The sequence below is a fragment of the Delftia sp. Cs1-4 genome (assembly GCF_000214395.1).
Classification (GTDB): domain Bacteria; phylum Pseudomonadota; class Gammaproteobacteria; order Burkholderiales; family Burkholderiaceae_C; genus Comamonas; species Comamonas acidovorans.
This window is the reverse complement of record NC_015563.1, coordinates 5427767-5447866: the sequence shown is the minus strand read 5'-3', so window position 1 is coordinate 5447866 and position 20100 is coordinate 5427767. Positions and strand designations below refer to the sequence as shown.

Sequence of the window (20100 nt, the reverse complement as noted above, 5' to 3'; positions counted from 1 at the left end):
AGGTTCTTAGAATCACAGCATTCTATGAAACATGCACTCACCCTCCTGGGCTTAATGGCCTGCATGGGCACCGGGGCTGCTTTGGCAGCCCCGGATGCATCCTCTTCCATCCCTTCATCGCTGCTGCAGACGGTGGCCAGCCAGGCCGCCGGCGGCACGCGCACCGCCACTTCGGCACAGCAATTCACCTTGAAGAACGGCATGCAGCTCATCGTGCAGCCCGACCGGCGCGCGCCCACGGCCGTGCACATGGTCTGGGTGCGCGTGGGCTCCGTGGACGAGGTCGATGGCACCTCGGGCGTGGCCCACGCGCTCGAACACATGATGTTCAAGGGCTCGCGCAAGGTGGCTCCCGGCGAGTTCTCGCGCCGCGTGGCAGCGCTGGGCGGCCAGGAAAACGCCTTCACCAGCCGCGACTACACGGGCTACTACCAGCAGATTCCGTCCAGCCGCCTGGAAGACGTGATGAAGCTCGAATCCGACCGCTTCGCCAACAACCACTGGCCCGACAGCGAGTTCAAGAAAGAGATCGAGGTCATCAAGGAAGAGCGCCGCATGCGCACCGAGGACCAGCCGCGCGCCGTGCTCATGGAGCAGTTGATGGCGGCGACCTTCGTGGCCTCGCCCTACCACCGCCCCGTGATCGGCTGGATGAGCGACCTGGACGCGCTGACGCCCGGCGACGTGCGCGACTTCCATGGCCGCTGGTATGTGCCCGGCAATGCCACCATCGTCATTGCCGGCGATGTGGACGTGGCCAAGGTCCGCGCCTGGGCAGAGAAGTACTACGGCAGCATTCCCGCACGCGCCCTGCCGGTGCGCAAGCCGCGCACCGAGCCCGCGCAGATCGGCATCCGCCGCATCGAGGTCAAGCAGCCGGCCGAGCAGGCCCTGGTGGCCCTGGCCTTCCGCGCGCCCTCGCTGACGCGCGTCAGCGACCTGCAGGCCGACGACCGCGATGCGCTGGCGCTGCTGGTTCTGTCGGCCGTGCTGGACGGCTATGACGGCGCCCGCCTGGAGCGCGCCCTGGTGCAGGGCGAAGGCCGCGTGGCCGACGGCGCGGGCAGCTCCATGTCCCTCATGGGCCGCGGCCCCGGCCTGTTCATGCTGACGGGCGTGCCCGCCACGGGCAAGACTGCCGCCGAGGTCGAGGCGGCATTGCGCGCCGAAGTGGCCAAGGTCGCCAAGGATGGTGTGGAGCCCGCCGAGCTGGAGCGCGTGAAGACGCAGTGGATGGCCTCCAATGTCTACGAGCGCGATTCGGTCATGGGCCAGGCCCAGAGCCTGGGCAATTACTGGATACAGGGCATGCCGCTGGATGCGGAAGACCAGCTGCTGACCCAGCTGCGCACCATCACGCCCGATGACGTCAAGCGTGTGGCTGCCAAGTACTTTGGCGATGACCAGCTCACGGTGGGCACCCTGGTGCCGCAACCCCTGCCCGAAGGCGGCAAGCCCCGTCGCCCCGATGCGGGTGCCGGCATCGGCGGACCCCTGCATTGATGCCCCCGAAGCACGCTGGAGTGAAGATGAAGAACATGAAAAAAATGGTGGCCAGCACGGTGCTGGCAGGCGTGGGCCTGGGCTTTGGTGCCACGTCCGCATGGGCCCTGCTGCCCATCCAGCACTGGACCCAGCCCAGCGGGGCGCAGGTCTGGCTGGTGGACAGCCCGGGCATTCCCATGGTCGATGTGCAGATGGACTTCGATGCCGGCAGCCGGCGCGATCCCGCCAGCCAGGTCGGCCTGGCCAGCGCCGTGGCGCTGATGGCCTCCAAGGGTGTGACCGCCCAGGGCGATGCGCCTGCGCTGGACGAGAACGGCCTGGGCCAGGCCTGGGCCGATCTGGGTGCCAGCTTTGGCGCGCAGGCGGGCCGCGACAGCTTCAGCTACGGGCTGCGCTCCCTGACCGAGCCTGCGCTGCTGCAGCGCGCCGTGGCGCTGGCGGCGCGCCAGATCGCCAACCCCAGCTGGCCGCAGGACGTGTGGCTGCGCGAGCGTGAGCGCTGGACTGCGGCCATCAAGGAATCGGACACGCGCCCCGGCACGGTGGCCGGCAAGGCCCTGAGCCAGGGCGTGTTCGGCACCCATCCCTACGGCGCACGCGCCACGGGCGAGAGCCTCGCGCACATCGACCTGTCCGACATGCAGTCCTTCCACCGCCGCCTGATCGCGGCCTGCCGCGCCAAGGTCAGCATCGTCGGTGCGGTCAGCCGCGAGCAGGCCGACCAGCTGGTGCAGCAACTGCTGGCTCCGCTGCAGGCGGCGCAGGGCCAGGACGCCAGTGCCTGCGCGCCCCTGCCCGACGTGCCCAAGGTGCAGGCGCTCAAGGCGCCAGTCAACGAGAACATCCCCTTCGCCTCGGCCCAGGCGCAGGTGCTGATCGCCCAGCCCGGCATTGCACGCAACAGCCCGGACTTCATGGCCGTGCTGGTGGGCAATCACATCCTGGGTGGCGGCGGCTTCACCTCGCGGCTGACCGAGGAAGTGCGCGAAAAGCGCGGCCTGAGCTACAGCGTCTACAGCGATTTCTCGCCGGGTCTGGACGCAGGCGCCTTCACGATCGCCCTGCAGACGCGCCCCGACCAGGCAGCCGAGGCCCTGAAGGTGTCGCAGGACACGCTGCGCCGCTTCGTGGCCGAAGGCCCGACCGAGAAGGAGCTCAAGGCCGCAAAGGACAATCTGATCGGCGGCTTTGCGCTGCGCATCGACAGCAACCGCAAGCTGCTGGGCAATGTGTCCAACATCGCCTGGAACGGCTTGCCGCTGGACTACCTGGAGCACTGGACCGAGCGCGTGCAGGCGCTCACCGTGCGTGATGTGCGCGAGGCCATGCAGCGCATGCTGCAGCCCGAGCGCATGGTGACCGTCGTCGTGGGAGGCAAACAATGAGCCGCAACAGCATCAAAATTCATACCCCTGCCGGCAAGCGCTGGCTGGAAAAGGCCACGGCCGAGGCCGCAGCACCCAAGGCAGCTGCCGCAGCGCCTGCTGCCGCCAAGGCGAAAGCCGGACGGCCGGCGCCGGTGGGCGCAGGCGAGGTCCGCATCATCGGCGGCCAATGGCGCCGCACGCGGCTGCCCGTGGCGCAGCACCCGGGCCTGCGGCCCACGCCGGATCGCGTGCGCGAGACCCTGTTCAACTGGCTGGGCCAGGACCTGACGGGCTGGCATTGCCTGGATGCCTTCGCGGGCACTGGCGCGCTGGGCTTCGAGGCCGCATCGCGTGGCGCGACCAATGTGCTGATGAACGAGCAGGACGCTACCCTGGTCCAGCAGTTGCAGCGCCTGCGCGAGCGCCTGGACGCCCAGTCCGTGCGCGTGCTGCGCGGCGATGGCATCGGCTGCCTGCGCCAGGTGGCGCCGGGCACGCTGGACCTGGTGCTGATCGATCCGCCCTTCGACCATGCCGATCTGTTCGAGCCTGCGCTGAAGGCCGCCGCGCAGGCGGTGTCCGCCACGGGCTATGTCTATCTGGAGGCGCCCCAGGCCTGGACCGAGGAGCAACTGGCCGAGGCCGGTGGCCTGCAACTGTTCCGCCATCTGAAGGCGGGCGCCGTCCACGCCCATCTGCTGCGCAAGGCACCGCAGGACGAGTAAAGGGCGCTGCGGCGGCCGCGTTCCCTGGCAGGAGCGCGGCTGTCGCACAGCCGACCGGCCATGCTGCAGCGCAATGCATAATGCGCCATCCGTGCCGGACAGGGCACGCGCAGCCAATGAAAGCGACCGCCATGAGCCACGACGTGATTGCCGTCTATCCCGGAACTTTCGATCCGATCACGCTGGGTCATGAAGACGTGGTGCGCCGCGCGACCCAGCTGTTCAGCCACGTCATCGTCGCCGTGGCGGCGGGCCACCACAAGAAGACCATGTTCAATCTTGAGGAGCGCATGCAGATGGTGCGCGAGGCCGTGTCCATCTATCCCCATGTCCAGGTCGAGAGCTTTCATGGCCTGCTGCGCGACTTCGTGGTGGAGCGCGGCGGCAAGGCCATGGTGCGCGGCCTGCGTGCGGTCACCGACTTCGACTACGAGTTCCAGCTCGCCGGCATGAACCGCACGCTGATGCCCGAGGTGGAGACCGTCTTCCTCACGCCCAGCGACCGCTACCAGTTCATCAGCAGCACCTTCGTGCGCGAGATCGCCACGCTGGATGGCGAGATCGACAAGTTCGTCTCTCCCAGCGTGCGTACCCGCCTTCTGCAGAAGGTGCAGGCCAATCGTGGGTCGTGATCGCACCACCTGATCGCACGACCTGGTCGCACGCCTTGATCCCGCTTCCTGATGCCCTGACCGCCTGGCTGTCCTGAGGCCCTGCAAGGGCGGCCAGGGCCCTCTCGCAGTTCCTTCTTAGAAGGCAGCCTGCCGCGTGGCGCTCGCATTCACGGCGGCGTGCACGAATTCCAGCTTGCGCCTGGCCCCGGCCGAAAGGGCGAACGGATAGGCATCGCCATGGCCCAGGCTGCGGTTGAGGCTGTTGGTCAGCAGCGTCAGCGGCACCCACTGGTCCAGCATGGTGCCGAAGTCCGGCTGTGCATGGACCGCGAAAGGGTCCTGCACGCACAGCGCGGGCTGCGTGACCGAGCCTGCACTTGTCCCTGAGCCTCCAGGCATGGTGATGCAGGTGCCATAGCTGGCCGCAGTCTCCAGCAGATCCACCATGTGCAGGTAATGGGCCCAGCTTTCGGCCCAGTCTTCCCACGGGTGGGAGGTGGCATAGGCGCTGACGAAGTTGTCGCGCCACTGCTCATCCATCGGGTTGCGCGCATAGTAGTTCTGCAGGGCCTGGCCATAGTCCTGGCGCTCGTCGCCGAACAGGCGGCGGAATTCCTCGATACGGCCCGCGCCCACCACCAGCCTGTCCCAGAAGAAGTGGCCAGATTCATGGCGCAGATGGCCCACCAGCGTCCGGTAGGGCTCGTGCAGGGCCTGGCGGCGCCGGGCACGCTCGGCATCGTCGGCCTCCACCACGTTCAGCGTGATGGTGCCGTTGGCATGGCCGGTCATCACGGGCGCCTGCCCCGGCAGGTCGGCCAGCAGCTCGAAGCGCGGCCCATCCTCTCCAGGCCGGGGACTCAGGCCCAGGCGGGCCAGCGTGTAGAACAGCTGGCGCTTGGCGGCCTCGATCCGGGTCCAGCGCAGCGCATTGGACGGGTCTGACAGATCGGGCAGCCAGCGTGTCTGGCGGCAGGACTCGCACAGCGCATGGGGATCGTCTGCGGGCAGGGCGAAGTTGCACTGTCCCACGGGACCCCGGTGGCTGCACATCTTGTAGAGCCGGCCTGGTGGCTTGCCGCTCGTCAGCGAGGACAGGCTCTCCCACAGCACGCTGTCCCGCGTGCCGGAAACCGGGCGCAGGCAGGCCACATGCAGTCGCTCGGGCAGGAAGGCCAGGGTGGCGCCGCAGTGCACGCATTGAACGCTGTCGAAGAAGACCGGGTGGCCACAGGCATCGCAGTTGAAGACTCGCATGTCGGTCACTTTACGCCGTATGTCCGGCGCACGGTGGAAAGGGGTCGTACCTGCCGTCGGCTGCAATGGTCGGCAATCCTCGCGGCGGACCGTGCGGCAGTTGGAGCCCTGGATGAAAAAAGGCCGGAAGTCTCCGGCCTTGTACTTGGATCAGCCCCCGCAGGGGCCTGCATCAGGGACGAACCACGATGCTGTTGCGCACTTCACGCACGTTCTTGGTGGTGCGGGCGATCTCGGCGGCGCGCGCCTTTTCCGATTCGGACTTGGCAAAGCCCGACAGCTGCACCGTGCCGTTCAGGGTCTCGACGCTGATGGAAGTGGCCGAGACACTCTTGTCTTCTGCCATCTTGGCCTTCACGGCCGTGGTGATGCCGGCGTCATCCACATACGAACCCACGGACTGCTGGTCGCGGGCGACGGAGCAGGCGGTGGTACCGAGCACGGTGGCACCGGCGACGAGAGCGAAAGCGATGGCACGGGTGTACTTTTGCATGATCAGTTCTTTCCTGGACAAGAAGATTGAGAGTAACGGGACTCGAGGGAACTCAGGGGACTCGGCGGCAGCTCACTTGCGCGAGCGGGAACTCATGAAGAACGCGGTGGCCAGGGCAGCGCCCGTGGCTGCAGCCAGCAGGATGGAGCGGCCAGGCTGTTCGATGACGTAGCGCGTGGTGGCTTCCGTGGCCGATTGCAGCTGGCGGCGGGCGCGGTCGGAGCTGTCGGCGCAGAAGTTGATGCCGCGTGTGGCCAGTTCCTGGGCACGTGCTGCGAGGTCATCGATGACGGGGTTCAGTTCACGCTCGATGGACTGGACACCTTCCTCGGCCTTGTCCAGCGCATTCGCTGCAGTGCGGCGTGTCGTGTTGACGGCTTCCTTGGCGGCATCCGCGACATCCTGGGCAACGTCCTTGGCGGTATCGGCGGCTTTGTTCACGGCTTTCTCGGCTTGGCTCATTGGTTCTATCTCCTCAAAACTGGCATGAATGCGAAAGGCGGTCGGGCTGCCGGGCTGGCTGCCCGCAGGAAGCGGGCTTGGGCTGGCAGGGGGCTGAAGGCGGCGCCGCCGCTACTTCTTGATCAGGCTCATCACAAAGGTGACGACAGCCATGATCACGAAAATATAGAACAGGATCTTGGCGATGCCTACAGCACCTGCCGCAATACCACCAAAACCGAATATGGCGGCTACCAGGGCGATGACGAAGAACACGATGGCGTAGTGCAGCATGTAAAACTCCTTGGGTTGTTCGTTTCCAAGAAACGGCACGGGGCGGATGGGCCAAGTGCTGTTTGCATGGGTTCGACTGTACTGAGCCGCCAAAGGTGTATCTGACGGTGGCCGGCGTGGCATGGCGTCAGGGTTAGGCGGGGGGGCAGTGTAGGAATGCTCCGGCTGCACAGGGCTTGCAGCCACCGCCGGCTGCGGCCATTCGGCGGCGCGCATGGAAAATGGCCCCCACGCTACCCTTGCTGCGCAAGGTCCGCTGCCCCTCGAGGGGGATGCTTTTCATCTTGGGGCGACCCGGCGATGAAAAAAGCCCCTGGCGCGTGGGCGCGCAGGGGCTTTTGCATGGCGGGTGCTGCCGCTTCAGGCGGTGGCGACCGTACCGGCGCTTTTGTCCGTGGAGATCGGCGCCAGCGGGATGACGGCGGAGATTGCCGTGCCCTTGCCCAATTCGGACGAGACGGTCAGACGGCCGCCTGCGGCCTCCACGCGGTGGCGCATGCCGGCCAGCCCGTGGGAGTTGGGGCGCATGGCCGAGGTCTCGAAGCCTTCGCCGTCGTCCTGGATCTGCACCGTCACATAGGTCGGATAGTTGTGCACGGAGACCAGGACATGGCTGGCCTTGGCATATTTGCCGATGTTGGTCAGCGACTCCTGGACGATGCGGTAGACCGTGAGTTGGGTGGATTCCGGCAGCTCCACCTGCTCCAGGTTGGCCGTGACTTCGATGCCGCTACGCTCGCCGAACTCGCGCGCCAGGATTTCCAGCGCCGTCGTCAGGCCCAGGTTGGACAGGGAGGAGGGGCGCAGGTCCTCGATGATGCGGCGCTTGAGGGCGATGCCGCTGTTGAGCGTCTCCACCAGATGGCTGACGCGTTCGCCCACGTCCGGCGCGCTGAGGTCGATCTTGGATTTGAGGCGCGCCACGTCGAGCTTGGCCGCCGTCAGCAGCGAGCCCAGCTCGTCGTGCAGTTCGCGCGCCAGGTGTCCGCGCTCGTCCTCGCGCACCTGCTGCAAGTGGTTGGCCAGCTCCGTCAGCGTGGCCGTGCGCTCGCGCACCAGGGCTTCGAGGCGGTTGCGCTCGTCGCGCTGGATCTCCTGCTCGCGCTGGTGGGCCTGCTGCAGCGCGTGGGCCTGGCGCAGGTACATGAAAAAGCCCAGCACGCCCAGGGCCGTGACCGTGGCGATGCCTATGCGTGACAGCGACAGCGTGTGCTCGATGTCCTGCAGGTTCTTGGCCGAGCGCTGGTCTATGCCTGACAGCAGCTTGCCCGTGTAGTCGCGGATGGCGTCCATGTTCTCCATGCCCACGTCGGTGAACATGACGAAGCGCCAGGCCTCCTCGTTGCCCTGGCGGTACAGGCGCAGGCTGAGTTCCATCTCGCTCATCTTGCGTTCGACCTGGCGCGCCAGCGGCGTGAAGATCGCCAGCTCCTGCGGGTCGTAGATGAAGATCTGGCGCAGCTCGTCCATGTTGTAGTTGATGGCCGTGATCGCCTTGCTGTAGGGCTCCAGGTAGCGCTCCTCGCCCGTGAGCAGGTAGCCGCGCAGGCCGGTCTCCGCATCCAGCATCAGCCGCAGCAGCTGGCTGATCTCCGAGCGGGTGTTCTGGGTCTGGGTCATGGCCTCCAGCGCCTTGGTGGAGCGCTTGTAGCTGGCCTCGTTAATGCTCACCAGCAGCACGGCCGCGACGATGGCGAATGCCAGGCTGATCGCAATTCTTCGGAAATTTATCCAACGCATAAGCATCCTCTCACCTACAAGATCTTCGCCGATATTCTGCATAATTCGTGTTATCGGCTGCCGGGGCAGTTCCTGCGCCGGCCGTTACCATATATTGTTTGCACGACCAGCGATCCCGCTGGTCCCCCGAAAAAGAGGTATTCATGATCAGAATTGGCATTGTGGACGACCATGCAATTGTGCGCTCGGGCCTGCGTCAGTTTCTCTCGGAACACGTGGACCTGCGTGTAGTCGGTGAGGCCGCCAATGGCCGCGAGGCCATCGATCTGGTGCGTGCCCACGAGATCGACGTGCTGTTGATGGACCTGTCCATGCCGGGCCAAAGCGGTATCGACGCGCTGGCCATGCTGCGCGCCAAGGCGCCGGACATGGGCATCCTGATCCTGAGCGGCTATCCCGAGGAGCACTACGCGATCAACCTGATCCGCCAAGGCGCCAGCGGCTACCTGAACAAGGAATGCGATCCCCAGGAGATTGCCGAAGCGATCCGCACCGTGGCCCTGGGCCGCCGCTACCTGACGCCCGCCGTGGCCGACCTGCTTGCCCAGCAGCTCAACCGCAAGGATGACGCGCCAGCCCATGAACAGCTGTCCGAGCGTGAGTTCCAGGTCTTCCTCAAGCTCGCGCGTGGCGAAACCGCAGGTGATATTGCAAAGTCGCTTTCACTGAGCGTAAAGACGGTCAGCACCTATCGCACGCGACTCATGGAGAAAATGGGATTGTCTTCCAACAGCGATCTGACGTATTACGCACTGAAGAACAGGCTGATCGATTGATTTTCAGTCAATAGAAAATACGGGCTGCACGATTATCAAGTCGTGCAGCCTTTTTCTTTGGTGAAAAATCAAATGCAGTGCTTTGGGTTCAGGCTGTTTTGAGTTGGTTGAGTGACGCCGCATCGATATTCATGCAATAGTCCATGAGTGCGTCGATTTCATTGGACTTGTCGAAGACTGCATCCACGCCGAGCTGGGCACAGCGGCTGCGGATGTCTGGTGTGGCGTAGTTGCTGAGCACCACGATCTTCTGGTGCGGCTGGCGCTCGCGGCAGGCGGTGAGCACACCCAGGCCGCTGCCCTGGCGCAGGAACAGGTCGACGATGGCGAGATCCCATGCGTCGGGGTTCTGCTGAAGCCAGTCCGTCCCCGCGCTCTCCGTCTCCGCGATGCCCACGGCCTCGACATCGGCCAGTTCTTCGAGCGTGGCGATCAGGTTCTCGCGGATCGTAGGGTTGTCTTCAACAAGATAGGTGCGCAATTTCACGGCTGTATCCAATAGGGACGCGGATGGCAATCGGAGTCCGGTGGAGCCCGGCCTCCATTGTCCTGCGCGACAGCGGGCGATTGTGCCAGTGAGGGATCGGCGTGGAGGTCAGCCGATTCCTACGCCTTGTTACCGCAAACGGGACATTCCGGTACACGAGTGGTTTGCATGCTACTCCAATCCAGGCTGCGGCTGTCGAACATGGTCAGGCGGTTTGTTGCAGGCGTGCCAAATCCCGCGATCAGCTTGAGGGCTTCCGCCGCCTGCAGCGTGCCCATGACGCCCACCACGGGCGCGAAGACGCCCATGGTCGAGCACTGCACTTCCTCGAACTGCGCATCGGGCGGGAACACGCAGGCATAGCAGGCGCAGTTCTCGTCGCGCGGGTCCATAACCATGAGCTGGCCGTCCAGCCGGATGGCCGCCCCCGCCACCAGGGGCACCTTGTGCCGCACGCAGGCCGCGTTGATCATGTGGCGCGTGCGGTAGTTGTCCGTGCAGTCCAGCACCAGGCTGGCCTGCGGCACGAGCTCGTCGAGCAGCGCGTCGTCGGCGCGCTGCTGGCGGCAGTCGATGCGGATGCCGGGGTTGATGGCGTGCACGGCCGTGCGTATGGATTCCACCTTGGGCTGGCCCACGCGATCCGTGGTGTGGGCGATCTGGCGCTGCAGGTTGGTCATGTCCACCGCATCGTCGTCCACCAGGGTGATGCGGCCTATGCCGGCCGAGCCCAGGTACAGCGCGGCGGGCGCGCCCAGGCCGCCTGCGCCGATGATGAGCACATGCGCCGCCAGGATGCGCTCCTGGCCTTCGATGCCGATTTCGTCGAGAAGGATGTGGCGCGAGTAGCGCAGCAGTTGATCGTCGTTCATTCGCGTCTCCAGACGTGAAAAAGCCGGGCGCAAGGCCCGGCTTGGTGCAGGCGCGGACCCGGTCCGCGCCGCGCTGTCAGTTTTCCTTCTTCTCGGGCTCGCGCTCGGTCAGGGTCTTGCTGACCATGACGGGCTGGCCCTTGAGGCGGTTGAGAGCCTGCTGCAGCTGGAAGTCCTTTTCGGTGCCGAACTCGGGCAGGCGGCGCTCGGCCGGCGGCTTCTTGGCTTCCTCTTCCAGGCGCTTGCGGGCTTCCTCGCGGGCCTTCTCGCGCACCTCGTCCTTGACCTCGGCACCCTGTCCGCTGGACAGGTGCTTTTCCAGGTCGGCCTCACGCATGCGCAGGGCGGCGAACAGGTCACCTTCGGGCGTCTCATCCACCATCACGTCGGGCACGATGCCCTTGGCCTGGATGGACTTGCCGCTGGGCGTGTAGTAGCGCGCCGTGGTCAGCTTCAGGCCCGTATCGGGGCCCAGGGGGCGCACGGTCTGCACGGAGCCCTTGCCGAAGGTCTGGCTGCCCATGATGATGGCGCGCTTGTGGTCCTGCAGTGCGCCGGCCACGATCTCGCTGGCCGAGGCCGAGCCTTCGTTGACCAGGACCACCAGCGGCAGCTTCTTGAGCGAGGCGGGCAGGCGCTGCAGCGGGTCTCCCATGCCGCGGCGGGCATAGAAGCTGGGCGATGCCTTGTAGGTTTCCTTGCTCTCGGCCAGTTGGCCGTTGGTGGAGACCACGGTCACATCCGGCGGCAGGAAGGCTGCCGAGATGGCGACGGCAGCGTCCAGCAGGCCGCCCGGGTCGTTGCGCAGGTCCAGCACCAGGCCCTTCATGTTGGGGTCCTGCTTGTACAGTTCCTCGACCTTGCGCACGAAGTCGTCCACCGTGCGTTCCTGGAACTGGCTCAGGCGGATCCAGCCGTAGCCTGGCTCGATCACCTTGCCCTTGACGGACTGCGTCTTGATTTCCTCGCGCGTGATGGTCACGGGGAAGCTGCGGCTTTCATCCTTGCGCAGGATGGTCAGCTGCACCTTGGTGTTGGGCTCGCCGCGCATGCGCTTGACGGCGTCGTTGAGCGACAGGCCCTTGACGGCCGTGTCGTCGATCTTGGTGATCAGGTCGCCTGTCTTGAGGCCGGCGCGGAAGGCGGGGGAGCCTTCGATGGGCGAGACGACCTTGATCAGGCCGTCTTCCTGCGTGATCTCGATGCCCACGCCGACGAAGCGGCCCGAGGTGCCCTCGCGGAATTCCTTGTAGGACTTCTTGTCGAAGTACTGCGAATGCGGATCGAGGCTGGACACCATGCCGGAGATGGCATCGGTGATCAACTTCTTGTCATCGACCGACTCGACATAGTCGGTCTTGATCAGGCCGAAGACGGCGGACAGCTGCTGGATTTCCTCCAGCGGCAGCGGGGTCATGGCACCGCGGGCCACGGTCTGCAAGGAAACCGTGGTCAGTGCTCCGGCGATTACGCCTACGGAAACCCAGCCGGCAATTTTGATTTTCTGGCCCATATCACCCCTTTAACCGCGTCAATATACACCCGCTTGGAAAGGCAAGCGCCCGCGTGGTTCCCTAAAAACGGCGCAGCAAGCGCAATTTCCGCAGCAGGCGCTCACCTCAAGCGGGCCCGGCTCAGGCCTTGCCCTGTGCGGCCACGGCGGCTGCAGCCTTGGCGGCAGCTTCTGCATCGCCCAGGTAATAGTGGCGAATGGGCTTGAGATTGGCATCCAGCTCATAGACCAGCGGAATGCCATTGGGCACGTTGACGCCGACGATGGCGTCATCCGAGATGCCGTCCAGGTACTTGATCAGCGCGCGGATGGAGTTGCCGTGGGCCGCGACCACGACGCGCTTGCCGGACAGGATGGCGGGCGCGATGGACTCGTTCCAGAACGGCAGCACGCGGGCCACCGTGTCCTTCAGGCATTCGGTCAGCGGCACCTGGCTGGGGTCCAGCTGGGCGTAGCGCACGTCGCTGCGCTCGCTGCGCGGGTCTTGCGGCTCCAGGGCCGGCGGGGGCGTGTCGTAGCTGCGGCGCCACACCAGCACCTGGGCGTCGCCGTATTGCTTGGCCATGTCCGCCTTGTTCAGGCCCTGCAGGCCACCGTAGTGGCGCTCGTTCAGGCGCCAGCTGTGCTGCACGGGCAGCCAGGTGCGGTCCATTTCGTCCAGCGTGTGCCACAGCGTGCGCGTGGCGCGCTTGAGCACGCTGGTGTAGGCCAGGTCGAAGTCATAGCCCTCGGCCTTGAGCAGGCGGCCGGCGTTCTTGGCCTGTTCGACGCCGGTGGCGGTCAGGTCCACATCGGTCCAGCCGGTGAAGCGGTTTTCGAGGTTCCAGGTGGATTCACCGTGGCGGATCAGCACGAGCTTGTACATGGCGGCTTTCTAAGTCTCTCGATGCGACAAAGCTGGGCTGTCGCGGGGGCAAAAGCCAGCATTCTAGAATTGACAGGTTTGCCAACCCAAGGAATGACGTGAAATTCATCATCGATAACTGGTATTTGATCCTGATCGCGCTGGCTTCCGGCGTGATGCTGCTGCTGCCCCTGGTGCGCGGCGCAGGCGGCGGCTCGCTGACGGCGGCGCAGGCCGTGCAACTGATCAACCGCCAAAAGGCCGTGGTCATCGATGTCTGCGAGCCCGAAGAGTACGCGGCCGCCCATGCCAACGGCGCCAAGAATGTGCCGCTGAGCCAGTTCGAGGAAAAGCTGCCCACCACCGTGAAGAACAAGGCGCTGCCGCTGGTGCTGATCTGCACCAAGGGCAACCGCGCCTCCCGTGCCGAAGGCATTGCGAAGAAGCTGGGCTACGAAAAGGCCCAGGCCCTGGCCGGTGGCCTGAAGGCCTGGCGCGATGCCGGCATGCCGGTTGAAAAGGCCTGAGGCGCCCCCATTTGATGGCGATGGAAGCCGCTGCTCCGCGCCCCGGGCGCCAGCCGGCGGCACGCCGCAAACTCGAAGAAAGACGCACATGCAAGCCGTGAAGATGTACACCACCGCTGTCTGCCCCTATTGCATCCGGGCCAAGCAGATCCTCAAGTCCAAGGGCGTGGAGCAGATCGAAGAGATCCGCATCGACACCGATCCGGCCGCGCGCGACGTGATGATGCAGAGCACGGGCCGCCGCACGGTGCCCCAGATCTTCATCGGCGACCGCCATGTGGGCGGCTGCGACGACCTGATGGCGCTGGACGCCGACGGCGGTCTGGTGCCTCTGCTGCAAAGCTGAAACACGGGCACTGCATAATGCTGGCCCAGGTGCCCGCTGCGCAAGCTCTTGGCAGCGGGCATTTTGTTGGTGATTTTTTTGATGCCCTGGTCACCGCACCAGGGTTTTTTGCCCAGAAAGACTGATTCCATGGCCGAACAGGACACTCCCGTCTTCCAGATCCAGCGCGTCTACCTCAAGGACCTGTCGCTGGAGCAGCCCAATTCGCCCGCCATCCTGCTGGAGCAGGAGCAGCCCAGCGTGGACATCCAGCTTGGCGTCGAGGCGACTCCCGTGGCCGAAGGCATCTACGAAGTGGCCGTGACCGCCACCGTGCAGACCAAGATCCAGGACAAGACCGTTTTCCTGGTCGAGGCCAAGCAGGCCGGCATCTTCGAGATCCGCAACGTGCCCGAAGACCAGATGGGTGGCGTGATCGGCATTGCCTGCCCCCAGATCATCTATCCCTACCTGCGCGGCAACGTGGCTGACGTGGTCACCCGCGCCGGCTTCCCGCCCGTGCACCTGGCCGAGATCAACTTCCAGGCCATGTACGAGCAGCAGCAGGCAGCCGCCCAGGCGGACGGCAACTCGCTGCCGCAGTAAGCCGGTCCATTCCCGGACGATGTGATTTGCGCCCAGGCGCATCGCATCGCTGTGGTACAAGAAAGGAGGCCCGAGGGCCTCTTTTTTTCATCAACGTCGCTTCTTCAACGTCGAGCAGATATGAACATTGTGGTGATTGGCGCAGGCGCCTGGGGCACGGCGCTGGCGATGAGCGCGGCCTCGCGCGGTGACGGGCGTGTCGTGACCCTTTGGGCGCGCGACGCCGCCCAGGCGCAGGCCATGCACGGCAGCGGCGAGAACGCACGCTACCTGCCGGGCGTGGCGCTGCCTGCCGCGCTGCAGGTGGTGCATGGCGAGATCGACGGCCATCTGGCGGCCGCCGACCTGATCGTGATCGGCACGCCCATGGCTGCCCTGCGCGAATGGCTGGGCCGGCTGCAGCATGTGCCCGCACCTGTGGCCTGGCTGTGCAAGGGCTTCGAGGCCGTGCCCGCAGGCGCTTCGGCCGCCGCCCATGGACTGATGGCGCACGAGGTCTGCGCCGAGGTGGCGCCCGATCTGCTGTGCGGCGTGCTCAGCGGCCCCAGCTTCGCGGCCGAGGTGGCACGCCACCAGCCCACGGCCCTGGTGGCGGCCAGCCGCCATGCCCAGGTCAATGACGCCCTGGTGGCCGCCTTCCACGGCGGCGCCATGCGCGTCTATGCCAACGCCGACATCGTGGGCGTGGAAGTGGGCGGCGCCGTGAAGAACGTGCTGGCCATTGCCACCGGCCTGTGCGACGGCCTGCAGCTGGGCCTGAACGCCCGCGCTGCGCTGATCACGCGCGGCCTGGCCGAGATGACGCGACTGGGCCTGGCCCTGGGCGCGCGCACCGAGACCTTCATGGGCCTGTCCGGCCTGGGCGATCTGGTGCTGACGGCCACGGGCGACCTGTCGCGCAATCGCAAGGTGGGCCTGCTGCTGGCCCAGGGCCGCACGCTGGAGCAGGCCGTGGCCTCGCTGGGCCATGTGGCCGAGGGCGTGTACAGCGCGCGCACCGTGCTGGCGCGCGCGCGGCTGCTGAATGTGGAGATGCCGATCACCGAAACCGTGGTCGAGCTGCTGGACGGCCGGCTGCAGGCGGCCGAGGCCGTGCAGCACCTGATGGCGCGCGATCCACGCGGCGAGTGATTCTTCGGTGTCCATGAAAAATGGCCCACACGCTTCCCTTGCTGCGCAAGGTCCACTGCCCCCCGAGGGGGCCGCTTTTCATCTTGGGGCGGCCCGGCGATGAAAAAGCCCCGGAGCTGGAAGGCCCCGGGGCTTTTTTGCGTCAGAAATCCTGGCGCCTGGCGCGCTACATGCCCAGTTACAGGCCCAGCTCCAGACCCAGCAGTTCTTCCACCGTCTGGCGGCGGCGGATCAGGCGCGCGCTGTCGCCATCGACCAGCACCTCGGCGGCCAGCGGGCGCGTGTTGTAGTTGCTGGACATGGAGCTGCCATAGGCCCCCGTGTCATGGATGACCAGCAGGTCGCCCACCGAGGCGCCTGCCAGCGCGCGCGGCAGCACCACGCCGCCGTCGCCCTGGGTGAACACGTCGCCCGATTCGCACAGAGGGCCGGCGACCACGGCATCGCGCAGGGGCATGGCCTGGCCGTCGCGGCGCAGCACTTCCATGCCGTGCCAGCTGCCGTACATGGAAGGGCGCATCAGCTCGTTGAAGCCCGTGTCGACCAGCACGAAATGGTTGCTGCCCGCGTTCTTGGTGGCGCGCACCTGGCCCAGCAGCACGCCCGACTCGGCCACCAGGAAGCGGCCCGGCTCGATCTCCAGGCCCAGCGCATGGCCCACGATGGCCTCGGCGTCCTTGCGTGCCGCATCCCACAGGCCGTGGTAGTGGGCGGTGTCGATGGTGGCGTCGCCATCGCGGTAGGGGATGGACAGGCCGCCGCCGGCCGAGATGGCCTGCAGGTCATGGCCTGCCTGGCGGGTGGCGCGCACCAGCTCGACCATGGCGCCGCAGACCTGCTGCAGGTGGCCGTAGTCCACGCCCGAGCCGATGTGCATGTGCAGGCCGGCCAGCTTCAGGCCGCCGTCGCGGATGGCCTGCAGCGCCGCCAGCAGGTCGCTGTGCCAGATGCCGTGCTTGCTGTGCTCGCCACCCGTGTTGGTCTTGTTGCTGTGGCCGTGGCCGAAGCCGGGGTTGATGCGCAGCCACACGGGATGGCCGGGCGAGGCATGGGCCAGCTGGTGCAGCATGTCGATGGAGCCGGCGTTCACGGGCACCTTGTGCTCGGCCACGCAGGCAAGCGTGGCCTCGTCCATCACGTCGGCGGTGAACACGATGTCGCTGTGCAGGTCGTCGCCATGGCCGGCCGCGTAGCCGGCGGCCAGCGCGCGCAGGATTTCGCCGCGCGAGACGGCGTCCACCTTCACGCCCTGCTCGCGCATCAGCCGCAGGATGTGGATGTTGGAGCAGGCCTTCTGTGCAAAGCGGATGGTGTCGAAGGCCTTGAGCTGGGCGATGCGTGCGCGGATGGTGGCGGCGTCATAGACCCACAGCGGCGTGCCGTGCTGGTCGGCCAGGGCCCAGAGCTGGGCGGGCGAGAAGGGATTGGACATGGTGTCTCTTTCAGGGGAACTGCCGCGCATGATGGCGGATGGGAGTCATTCAGTCCAATGCTTGTTCTTATGGTGTCTATTTGATTTGGATATGCTTTGGCCATGCAAGACCCCGCGCTGCCGCACACGTCCCCCGAGCCCCGCATCTCCCACCGCCACCTGGAGGTGTTTCGCGCGCTCATGCTCAGCGGCAGCGCCACGGCGGCGGCGCAGATGCTGTTCAGCTCCCAGCCCACCGTCAGCCGCGAACTGGCGCGGATGGAGAGCCTGCTGGGCTATGCGCTGTTCGAGCGCGCCCAGGGCCGGCTGCGGCCCACGGCACGCGCCCTCTCGCTGTGGGCCGAGGTGCAGCGCAGCTGGCAGGGTCTGGACCGCGTGGTCGAGCATGCGCTGGCCCTGGGCCGGCCGCACCAGGCGCGCATCAACGTGCTGTGCCTGCCCGCCCTCAGCCATGCGCTGCTGCCCGCAGCGCTGGCGCGCCTGCATGCGGAGCATGGCCCCGTGGCCGTCAGCGTGGCCACGCAGGAGGCTCCGCTGCTGCAGGAGTGGATGGCCGCCCAGCGCTACGACCTAGGCCTGGCCGAGCTGGCCGAGGCGCCTCCGGGCACGCGTGCCCTTGCGCTGCCCGCCATGGACGAGGTGGCCGTGCTGCCCGCAGGCCATGCGCTGGCCGCAAGGCCGGTGCTGGAGGTGGCTGACTTTGCCGGGGAAAGCTTTGTCAGCCTGGCGCGCGACGATCCCTATCGCCAGCAGATCGATGCCGTGTTCGAGCAGGCCGGCGTGCAGCGCCAGCTGCACCTGGAGACCCACAGCGCCGTGGCGGTCTGCGCCATGGTCCAGCATGGCCTGGGCGTGGCCATCGTCAATCCGCTGACGGCGCGTGCCTGCGCGGGGCCGCAGCTGGTGGTGCGGCCGCTGGCGTTTTCCATTCCCTTCCAGGTCCATGCGCTGCTGCCGCTGCACCGGCCAGCCGTGGCCGAGGTGCAGTGGCTGGTGGACGCGCTCGCCGCCGAGGTGGCCGCGGTCGGCTGAAGGCAGAGGGCGGGGTGCGGTCTCAGCGCGCCGCGCTGTCCAGGCCGGGAGCCTTGTCTGCAGCGGGCTCGGGCGGCAGGCCCCACTCCATCCAGTCGTCGCCAAAGATCTCCACCGGGTGCTGTGTGCGGTCCGATCCGTTGCCGCAGGCCAGCTCGTCGCGGGCGCAGTAGCGGTCGCAACCCCAGCAGGTGCGCTCGGGATGGGCGGGGTGGATGGGGAATTTCTTGGCCATGGCATCCAGCTTGGACCGCCATGGCCGCCAGGGTTTTGCGCTGGATCAGAACTCCAGGTTGTCGATCAGGCGCGTCTTGCCCAGGCGCGCGGCGCCCAGGGCCACCAGTGGTGCACCGGCCAGTTGCGCGCCCTCGGCGGGCGGCTGCAGGTCACGGCGCAGGCGCACGGTCAGGTAGTCGGGCTCCCAGCCCTGGGCGGCCAGGGATTGCATGGCCCAGGCTTCCAGTTCGGCCAGCGGCGCCTGGCCCGCACGCGCGGCATCGGCCAGTTGCTTGAGCGCCAGCGACAGCGCCATGGCCTGCTGCCGCTCGTCGTCGCTCAGGTAGCCGTTGCGCGAACTCAGCGCCAGGCCGTCGTCGGCGCGCGCCGTGTCGCCGGCCACGATGTTCACGGGCAGGGCGAACTGCTCGACCATGCGGCGGATCACCATCAACTGCTGGTAGTCCTTTTTGCCGAACACGGCCGTTCCGCCGCCGCTGGCGAAGAATACGGCCGAGAACAGCTTCATCACCACGGTGCACACGCCCGTGAAGAAGCCGGGGCGGAAATGGCCTTCGAGGATGTCGGCCAGCTGCGCATCGGGCTGGATCTTGAAGGTCTGCGGCTCGGGGTAGAGATCGGCTTCGCGCGGGGCGAACAGCAGGTCGCAGCCTTCGGCCTCCAGCTTGGCGCAGTCGGCCTCCCAGGTGCGCGGATAGCTGTCGAAATCCTCGTGCGGCAGGAACTGCAGGCGGTTCACGAAGATGCTGGCCACGGCAATGTCGCCGTGCTGGCGCGCGGCGCGCACCAGGGACAGGTGGCCGTCGTGCAGATTGCCCATGGTGGGCACGAAGGCGGGGCGGCCCTTGCTCGACAGGATGGCGCGCAGGTCGGCGATGGAGTGGACGATTTGCATGGGAAAACGGGGGAACGGGAAGCGGGAAGCGGAAAGCGGAAAAACGGATCGTGCAGCCTGCCGGACTACCAGGCGTGCTTGCTGTCGTCGGGGAAGCTGCCGTTCTTCACGGCATGCACATAGGCCTCGAAGGCGCCCTTGACGCTGCCCGCATCCGCCATGAAGTTGTGCACGAAGCGGGCCATCTTGCCCAGGTTCACGCCCAGCATGTCGTGCAGCACCAGGACCTGGCCGGCCGTGCCGCTGCCCGCGCCGATGCCGATGGTGTGGCAGTGCGGCAGCTCGGCCGTGAGTTCGCGCGACAGCTGTGCCGGCACCATCTCCAGCACCAGCATGGAGGCGCCTGCATCCTGCAGCTCCAGCGCATGGCGGCGCAGCGTGGCCGCGCCCTCGTCGCTCTTGCCCTGGACGCGGTAGCCGCCCAGCGCATGCACGGTCTGCGGCGTCAGGCCCAGGTGGGCGCAGACGGGCACGCCGCGCTCCACCAGGAACTGCACGGTGGGCGCGGTCCAGCCGCCGCCCTCGAGCTTGACCATGTGGGCGCCGGCCTGCATCAGCTCGCAGGCGCTGCGCATGGCCTGCTCGCGGCTTTCGGCGTAGCTGCCATAGGGCATGTCGGCGATCAGCCAGGCCGTGCCCTGCACGCGGTGCAGGCCGCGCGCCACGCTGGCGGTGTGGTAGCACATGTCCTGCAGCGACACGCCCACGGTGCTGTGCAGGCCCTGGCAGACCATGCCCAGCGAATCGCCCACCAAAATGCACTCCACGCCGGCCGCATCGGCCACGGCCGCGAAGGTGGCGTCATAGGCGGTGACCATGGTGATCTTCTCGCCGGCCTCGCGCATCTGCGCCAGGCGCGGAAGGCTCACGGGGCGGCGCTGGGGCAGCGGCGAGGCGGGAGGGATGGTGCCGTAGGGCGTGCCGGCGGTGACGGGTGCTTGGGTCATGGGGCGCTCGGAGGGGGATGGAATTGCCGCGAGTCTATG

Annotated in this window: 23 protein-coding genes; 10 read left to right on the top strand and 13 right to left on the bottom strand. The window is 66.7% G+C overall.

Annotated features, from left to right (window positions below):
• Nucleotides 1-24 precede the first annotated feature (24 nt).
• From DELCS14_RS23925 to coaD, 4 genes are all read left to right on the top strand, one after another.
• Nucleotides 25-1503, top strand: coding sequence for a pitrilysin family protein (locus DELCS14_RS23925; RefSeq protein WP_013803936.1), 1479 nt, complete (start codon nt 25-27; stop codon nt 1501-1503).
• Between the two features lie 26 nt (nt 1504-1529).
• Nucleotides 1530-2891 (top strand): pitrilysin family protein, encoded by a 1362-nt coding sequence (locus DELCS14_RS23920; RefSeq protein WP_013803935.1) that lies wholly within the window; start codon nt 1530-1532, stop codon nt 2889-2891.
• Nucleotides 2888-3598 (top strand): 16S rRNA (guanine(966)-N(2))-methyltransferase RsmD, encoded by a 711-nt coding sequence (gene rsmD, locus DELCS14_RS23915; RefSeq protein ID WP_012203729.1) that lies wholly within the window; start codon nt 2888-2890, stop codon nt 3596-3598. Before DELCS14_RS23920 ends, rsmD begins: the two co-directional genes overlap by 4 nt.
• Nucleotides 3599-3729: 131 nt before the next feature.
• Nucleotides 3730-4230, top strand: a complete 501-nt coding sequence (coaD, locus tag DELCS14_RS23910; RefSeq protein WP_013803934.1) for a pantetheine-phosphate adenylyltransferase — start codon at nt 3730-3732, stop codon at nt 4228-4230.
• A 117-nt stretch (nt 4231-4347) separates the two neighbouring features.
• Here the strand turns inward: coaD and DELCS14_RS23905 are convergent, their stop codons facing one another.
• The 5 genes from DELCS14_RS23905 to DELCS14_RS23885 all read right to left on the bottom strand — a co-directional run bounded on the left by DELCS14_RS23905 (nt 4348) and on the right by DELCS14_RS23885 (nt 8437).
• Nucleotides 4348-5469: a putative zinc-binding peptidase gene (locus DELCS14_RS23905; protein ID WP_013803933.1), complete on the bottom strand. Its 1122-nt coding sequence runs from the start codon at nt 5467-5469 to the stop codon at nt 4348-4350.
• A 172-nt stretch (nt 5470-5641) separates the two neighbouring features.
• Nucleotides 5642-5962, bottom strand: a complete 321-nt coding sequence (locus tag DELCS14_RS23900) for a BON domain-containing protein (protein ID WP_013803932.1) — start codon at nt 5960-5962, stop codon at nt 5642-5644.
• A gap of 72 nt (nt 5963-6034) precedes the next feature.
• Entirely contained in the window at nt 6035-6424 is a 390-nt protein-coding gene (locus DELCS14_RS23895; RefSeq protein ID WP_013803931.1) for a hypothetical protein, read from the bottom strand.
• Nucleotides 6425-6535: 111 nt separating this feature from the next.
• A complete protein-coding gene (locus DELCS14_RS30220) occupies nt 6536-6697 on the bottom strand; it encodes a DUF1328 domain-containing protein (RefSeq protein ID WP_013803930.1) in 162 nt (53 codons plus the stop codon).
• 360 nt (nt 6698-7057) lie between these two features.
• Complete coding sequence (locus DELCS14_RS23885) at nt 7058-8437, bottom strand: CHASE3 domain-containing protein (protein ID WP_013803929.1); 1380 nt, start codon at nt 8435-8437, stop codon at nt 7058-7060.
• Nucleotides 8438-8580: 143 nt separating this feature from the next.
• Between DELCS14_RS23885 and DELCS14_RS23880 the strand changes: the two genes are divergently transcribed.
• A complete protein-coding gene (locus DELCS14_RS23880; RefSeq protein WP_012203736.1) occupies nt 8581-9213 on the top strand; it encodes a response regulator transcription factor in 633 nt (210 codons plus the stop codon).
• An 88-nt stretch (nt 9214-9301) separates the two neighbouring features.
• Here the strand turns inward: DELCS14_RS23880 and DELCS14_RS23875 are convergent, their stop codons facing one another.
• The 4 genes from DELCS14_RS23875 to gpmA all read right to left on the bottom strand — a co-directional run bounded on the left by DELCS14_RS23875 (nt 9302) and on the right by gpmA (nt 12950).
• Nucleotides 9302-9700 carry a response regulator gene (locus DELCS14_RS23875; RefSeq protein ID WP_013803928.1) on the bottom strand — a complete coding sequence of 133 codons (399 nt, stop codon included), beginning with the start codon at nt 9698-9700 and terminating at the stop codon, nt 9302-9304.
• A gap of 119 nt (nt 9701-9819) precedes the next feature.
• Nucleotides 9820-10572: a HesA/MoeB/ThiF family protein gene (locus tag DELCS14_RS23870; RefSeq protein ID WP_012203738.1), complete on the bottom strand. Its 753-nt coding sequence runs from the start codon at nt 10570-10572 to the stop codon at nt 9820-9822.
• 76 nt (nt 10573-10648) lie between these two features.
• The gene (locus DELCS14_RS23865) at nt 10649-12085 is read right to left on the bottom strand and encodes a S41 family peptidase (RefSeq protein ID WP_013803927.1); all 1437 of its coding nucleotides are present in this window, start codon (nt 12083-12085) and stop codon (nt 10649-10651) included.
• Between the two features lie 121 nt (nt 12086-12206).
• On the bottom strand, nt 12207-12950 hold the full coding sequence (gene gpmA, locus DELCS14_RS23860) for a 2,3-diphosphoglycerate-dependent phosphoglycerate mutase (RefSeq protein ID WP_012203740.1): 744 nt from the start codon (nt 12948-12950) through the stop codon (nt 12207-12209).
• Nucleotides 12951-13048: 98 nt separating this feature from the next.
• On the opposite strand from gpmA, the gene DELCS14_RS23855 reads away from it, so the two are divergent.
• From DELCS14_RS23855 to DELCS14_RS23840, 4 genes are all read left to right on the top strand, one after another.
• Nucleotides 13049-13456, top strand: a complete 408-nt coding sequence (locus tag DELCS14_RS23855) for a rhodanese-like domain-containing protein (protein WP_013803926.1) — start codon at nt 13049-13051, stop codon at nt 13454-13456.
• An 88-nt stretch (nt 13457-13544) separates the two neighbouring features.
• Complete coding sequence (gene grxC / locus DELCS14_RS23850) at nt 13545-13802, top strand: glutaredoxin 3 (RefSeq protein ID WP_013803925.1); 258 nt, start codon at nt 13545-13547, stop codon at nt 13800-13802.
• Nucleotides 13803-13931: 129 nt separating this feature from the next.
• Complete coding sequence (gene secB, locus DELCS14_RS23845) at nt 13932-14387, top strand: protein-export chaperone SecB (RefSeq protein WP_013803924.1); 456 nt, start codon at nt 13932-13934, stop codon at nt 14385-14387.
• Nucleotides 14388-14507: 120 nt separating this feature from the next.
• On the top strand, nt 14508-15518 hold the full coding sequence (locus tag DELCS14_RS23840; protein WP_013803923.1) for an NAD(P)H-dependent glycerol-3-phosphate dehydrogenase: 1011 nt from the start codon (nt 14508-14510) through the stop codon (nt 15516-15518).
• 178 nt (nt 15519-15696) lie between these two features.
• On the opposite strand, the gene lysA is transcribed toward DELCS14_RS23840, so the two are convergent.
• Nucleotides 15697-16950 (bottom strand): diaminopimelate decarboxylase, encoded by a 1254-nt coding sequence (gene lysA, locus DELCS14_RS23835; RefSeq protein ID WP_013803922.1) that lies wholly within the window; start codon nt 16948-16950, stop codon nt 15697-15699.
• A gap of 102 nt (nt 16951-17052) precedes the next feature.
• On the opposite strand from lysA, the gene DELCS14_RS23830 reads away from it, so the two are divergent.
• The gene (locus tag DELCS14_RS23830; protein WP_013803921.1) at nt 17053-17982 is read left to right on the top strand and encodes a LysR family transcriptional regulator; all 930 of its coding nucleotides are present in this window, start codon (nt 17053-17055) and stop codon (nt 17980-17982) included.
• Nucleotides 17983-18004: 22 nt separating this feature from the next.
• Here the strand turns inward: DELCS14_RS23830 and DELCS14_RS23825 are convergent, their stop codons facing one another.
• From DELCS14_RS23825 to panB, 3 genes are all read right to left on the bottom strand, one after another.
• Nucleotides 18005-18217 carry a DUF3079 domain-containing protein gene (locus DELCS14_RS23825; RefSeq protein ID WP_013803920.1) on the bottom strand — a complete coding sequence of 71 codons (213 nt, stop codon included), beginning with the start codon at nt 18215-18217 and terminating at the stop codon, nt 18005-18007.
• A gap of 45 nt (nt 18218-18262) precedes the next feature.
• Nucleotides 18263-19114 carry a pantoate--beta-alanine ligase gene (panC, locus tag DELCS14_RS23820; RefSeq protein ID WP_012203748.1) on the bottom strand — a complete coding sequence of 284 codons (852 nt, stop codon included), beginning with the start codon at nt 19112-19114 and terminating at the stop codon, nt 18263-18265.
• Between the two features lie 65 nt (nt 19115-19179).
• Nucleotides 19180-20061 (bottom strand): 3-methyl-2-oxobutanoate hydroxymethyltransferase, encoded by an 882-nt coding sequence (gene panB, locus DELCS14_RS23815; RefSeq protein ID WP_012203749.1) that lies wholly within the window; start codon nt 20059-20061, stop codon nt 19180-19182.
• Nucleotides 20062-20100: the final 39 nt, after the last annotated feature.

Coding starts and splice junctions, on each gene's coding strand:
- DELCS14_RS23925 (WP_013803936.1), top strand. CDS start 25: ATGAAACATGCACTCACCCTCCTGGGCTTAATGGCCTGCATGGGCACC.
- DELCS14_RS23920 (WP_013803935.1), top strand. CDS start 1,530: ATGAAGAACATGAAAAAAATGGTGGCCAGCACGGTGCTGGCAGGCGTG.
- rsmD (WP_012203729.1), top strand. CDS start 2,888: ATGAGCCGCAACAGCATCAAAATTCATACCCCTGCCGGCAAGCGCTGG.
- coaD (WP_013803934.1), top strand. CDS start 3,730: ATGAGCCACGACGTGATTGCCGTCTATCCCGGAACTTTCGATCCGATC.
- DELCS14_RS23905 (WP_013803933.1), bottom strand. CDS start 5,469: ATGCGAGTCTTCAACTGCGATGCCTGTGGCCACCCGGTCTTCTTCGAC.
- DELCS14_RS23900 (WP_013803932.1), bottom strand. CDS start 5,962: ATGCAAAAGTACACCCGTGCCATCGCTTTCGCTCTCGTCGCCGGTGCC.
- DELCS14_RS23895 (WP_013803931.1), bottom strand. CDS start 6,424: ATGAGCCAAGCCGAGAAAGCCGTGAACAAAGCCGCCGATACCGCCAAG.
- DELCS14_RS30220 (WP_013803930.1), bottom strand. CDS start 6,697: ATGCTGCACTACGCCATCGTGTTCTTCGTCATCGCCCTGGTAGCCGCC.
- DELCS14_RS23885 (WP_013803929.1), bottom strand. CDS start 8,437: ATGCGTTGGATAAATTTCCGAAGAATTGCGATCAGCCTGGCATTCGCC.
- DELCS14_RS23880 (WP_012203736.1), top strand. CDS start 8,581: ATGATCAGAATTGGCATTGTGGACGACCATGCAATTGTGCGCTCGGGC.
- DELCS14_RS23870 (WP_012203738.1), bottom strand. CDS start 10,572: ATGAACGACGATCAACTGCTGCGCTACTCGCGCCACATCCTTCTCGAC.
- DELCS14_RS23865 (WP_013803927.1), bottom strand. CDS start 12,085: ATGGGCCAGAAAATCAAAATTGCCGGCTGGGTTTCCGTAGGCGTAATC.
- gpmA (WP_012203740.1), bottom strand. CDS start 12,950: ATGTACAAGCTCGTGCTGATCCGCCACGGTGAATCCACCTGGAACCTC.
- grxC (WP_013803925.1), top strand. CDS start 13,545: ATGCAAGCCGTGAAGATGTACACCACCGCTGTCTGCCCCTATTGCATC.
- secB (WP_013803924.1), top strand. CDS start 13,932: ATGGCCGAACAGGACACTCCCGTCTTCCAGATCCAGCGCGTCTACCTC.
- DELCS14_RS23840 (WP_013803923.1), top strand. CDS start 14,508: ATGAACATTGTGGTGATTGGCGCAGGCGCCTGGGGCACGGCGCTGGCG.
- lysA (WP_013803922.1), bottom strand. CDS start 16,950: ATGTCCAATCCCTTCTCGCCCGCCCAGCTCTGGGCCCTGGCCGACCAG.
- DELCS14_RS23830 (WP_013803921.1), top strand. CDS start 17,053: ATGCAAGACCCCGCGCTGCCGCACACGTCCCCCGAGCCCCGCATCTCC.
- DELCS14_RS23825 (WP_013803920.1), bottom strand. CDS start 18,217: ATGGCCAAGAAATTCCCCATCCACCCCGCCCATCCCGAGCGCACCTGC.
- panC (WP_012203748.1), bottom strand. CDS start 19,114: ATGCAAATCGTCCACTCCATCGCCGACCTGCGCGCCATCCTGTCGAGC.
- panB (WP_012203749.1), bottom strand. CDS start 20,061: ATGACCCAAGCACCCGTCACCGCCGGCACGCCCTACGGCACCATCCCT.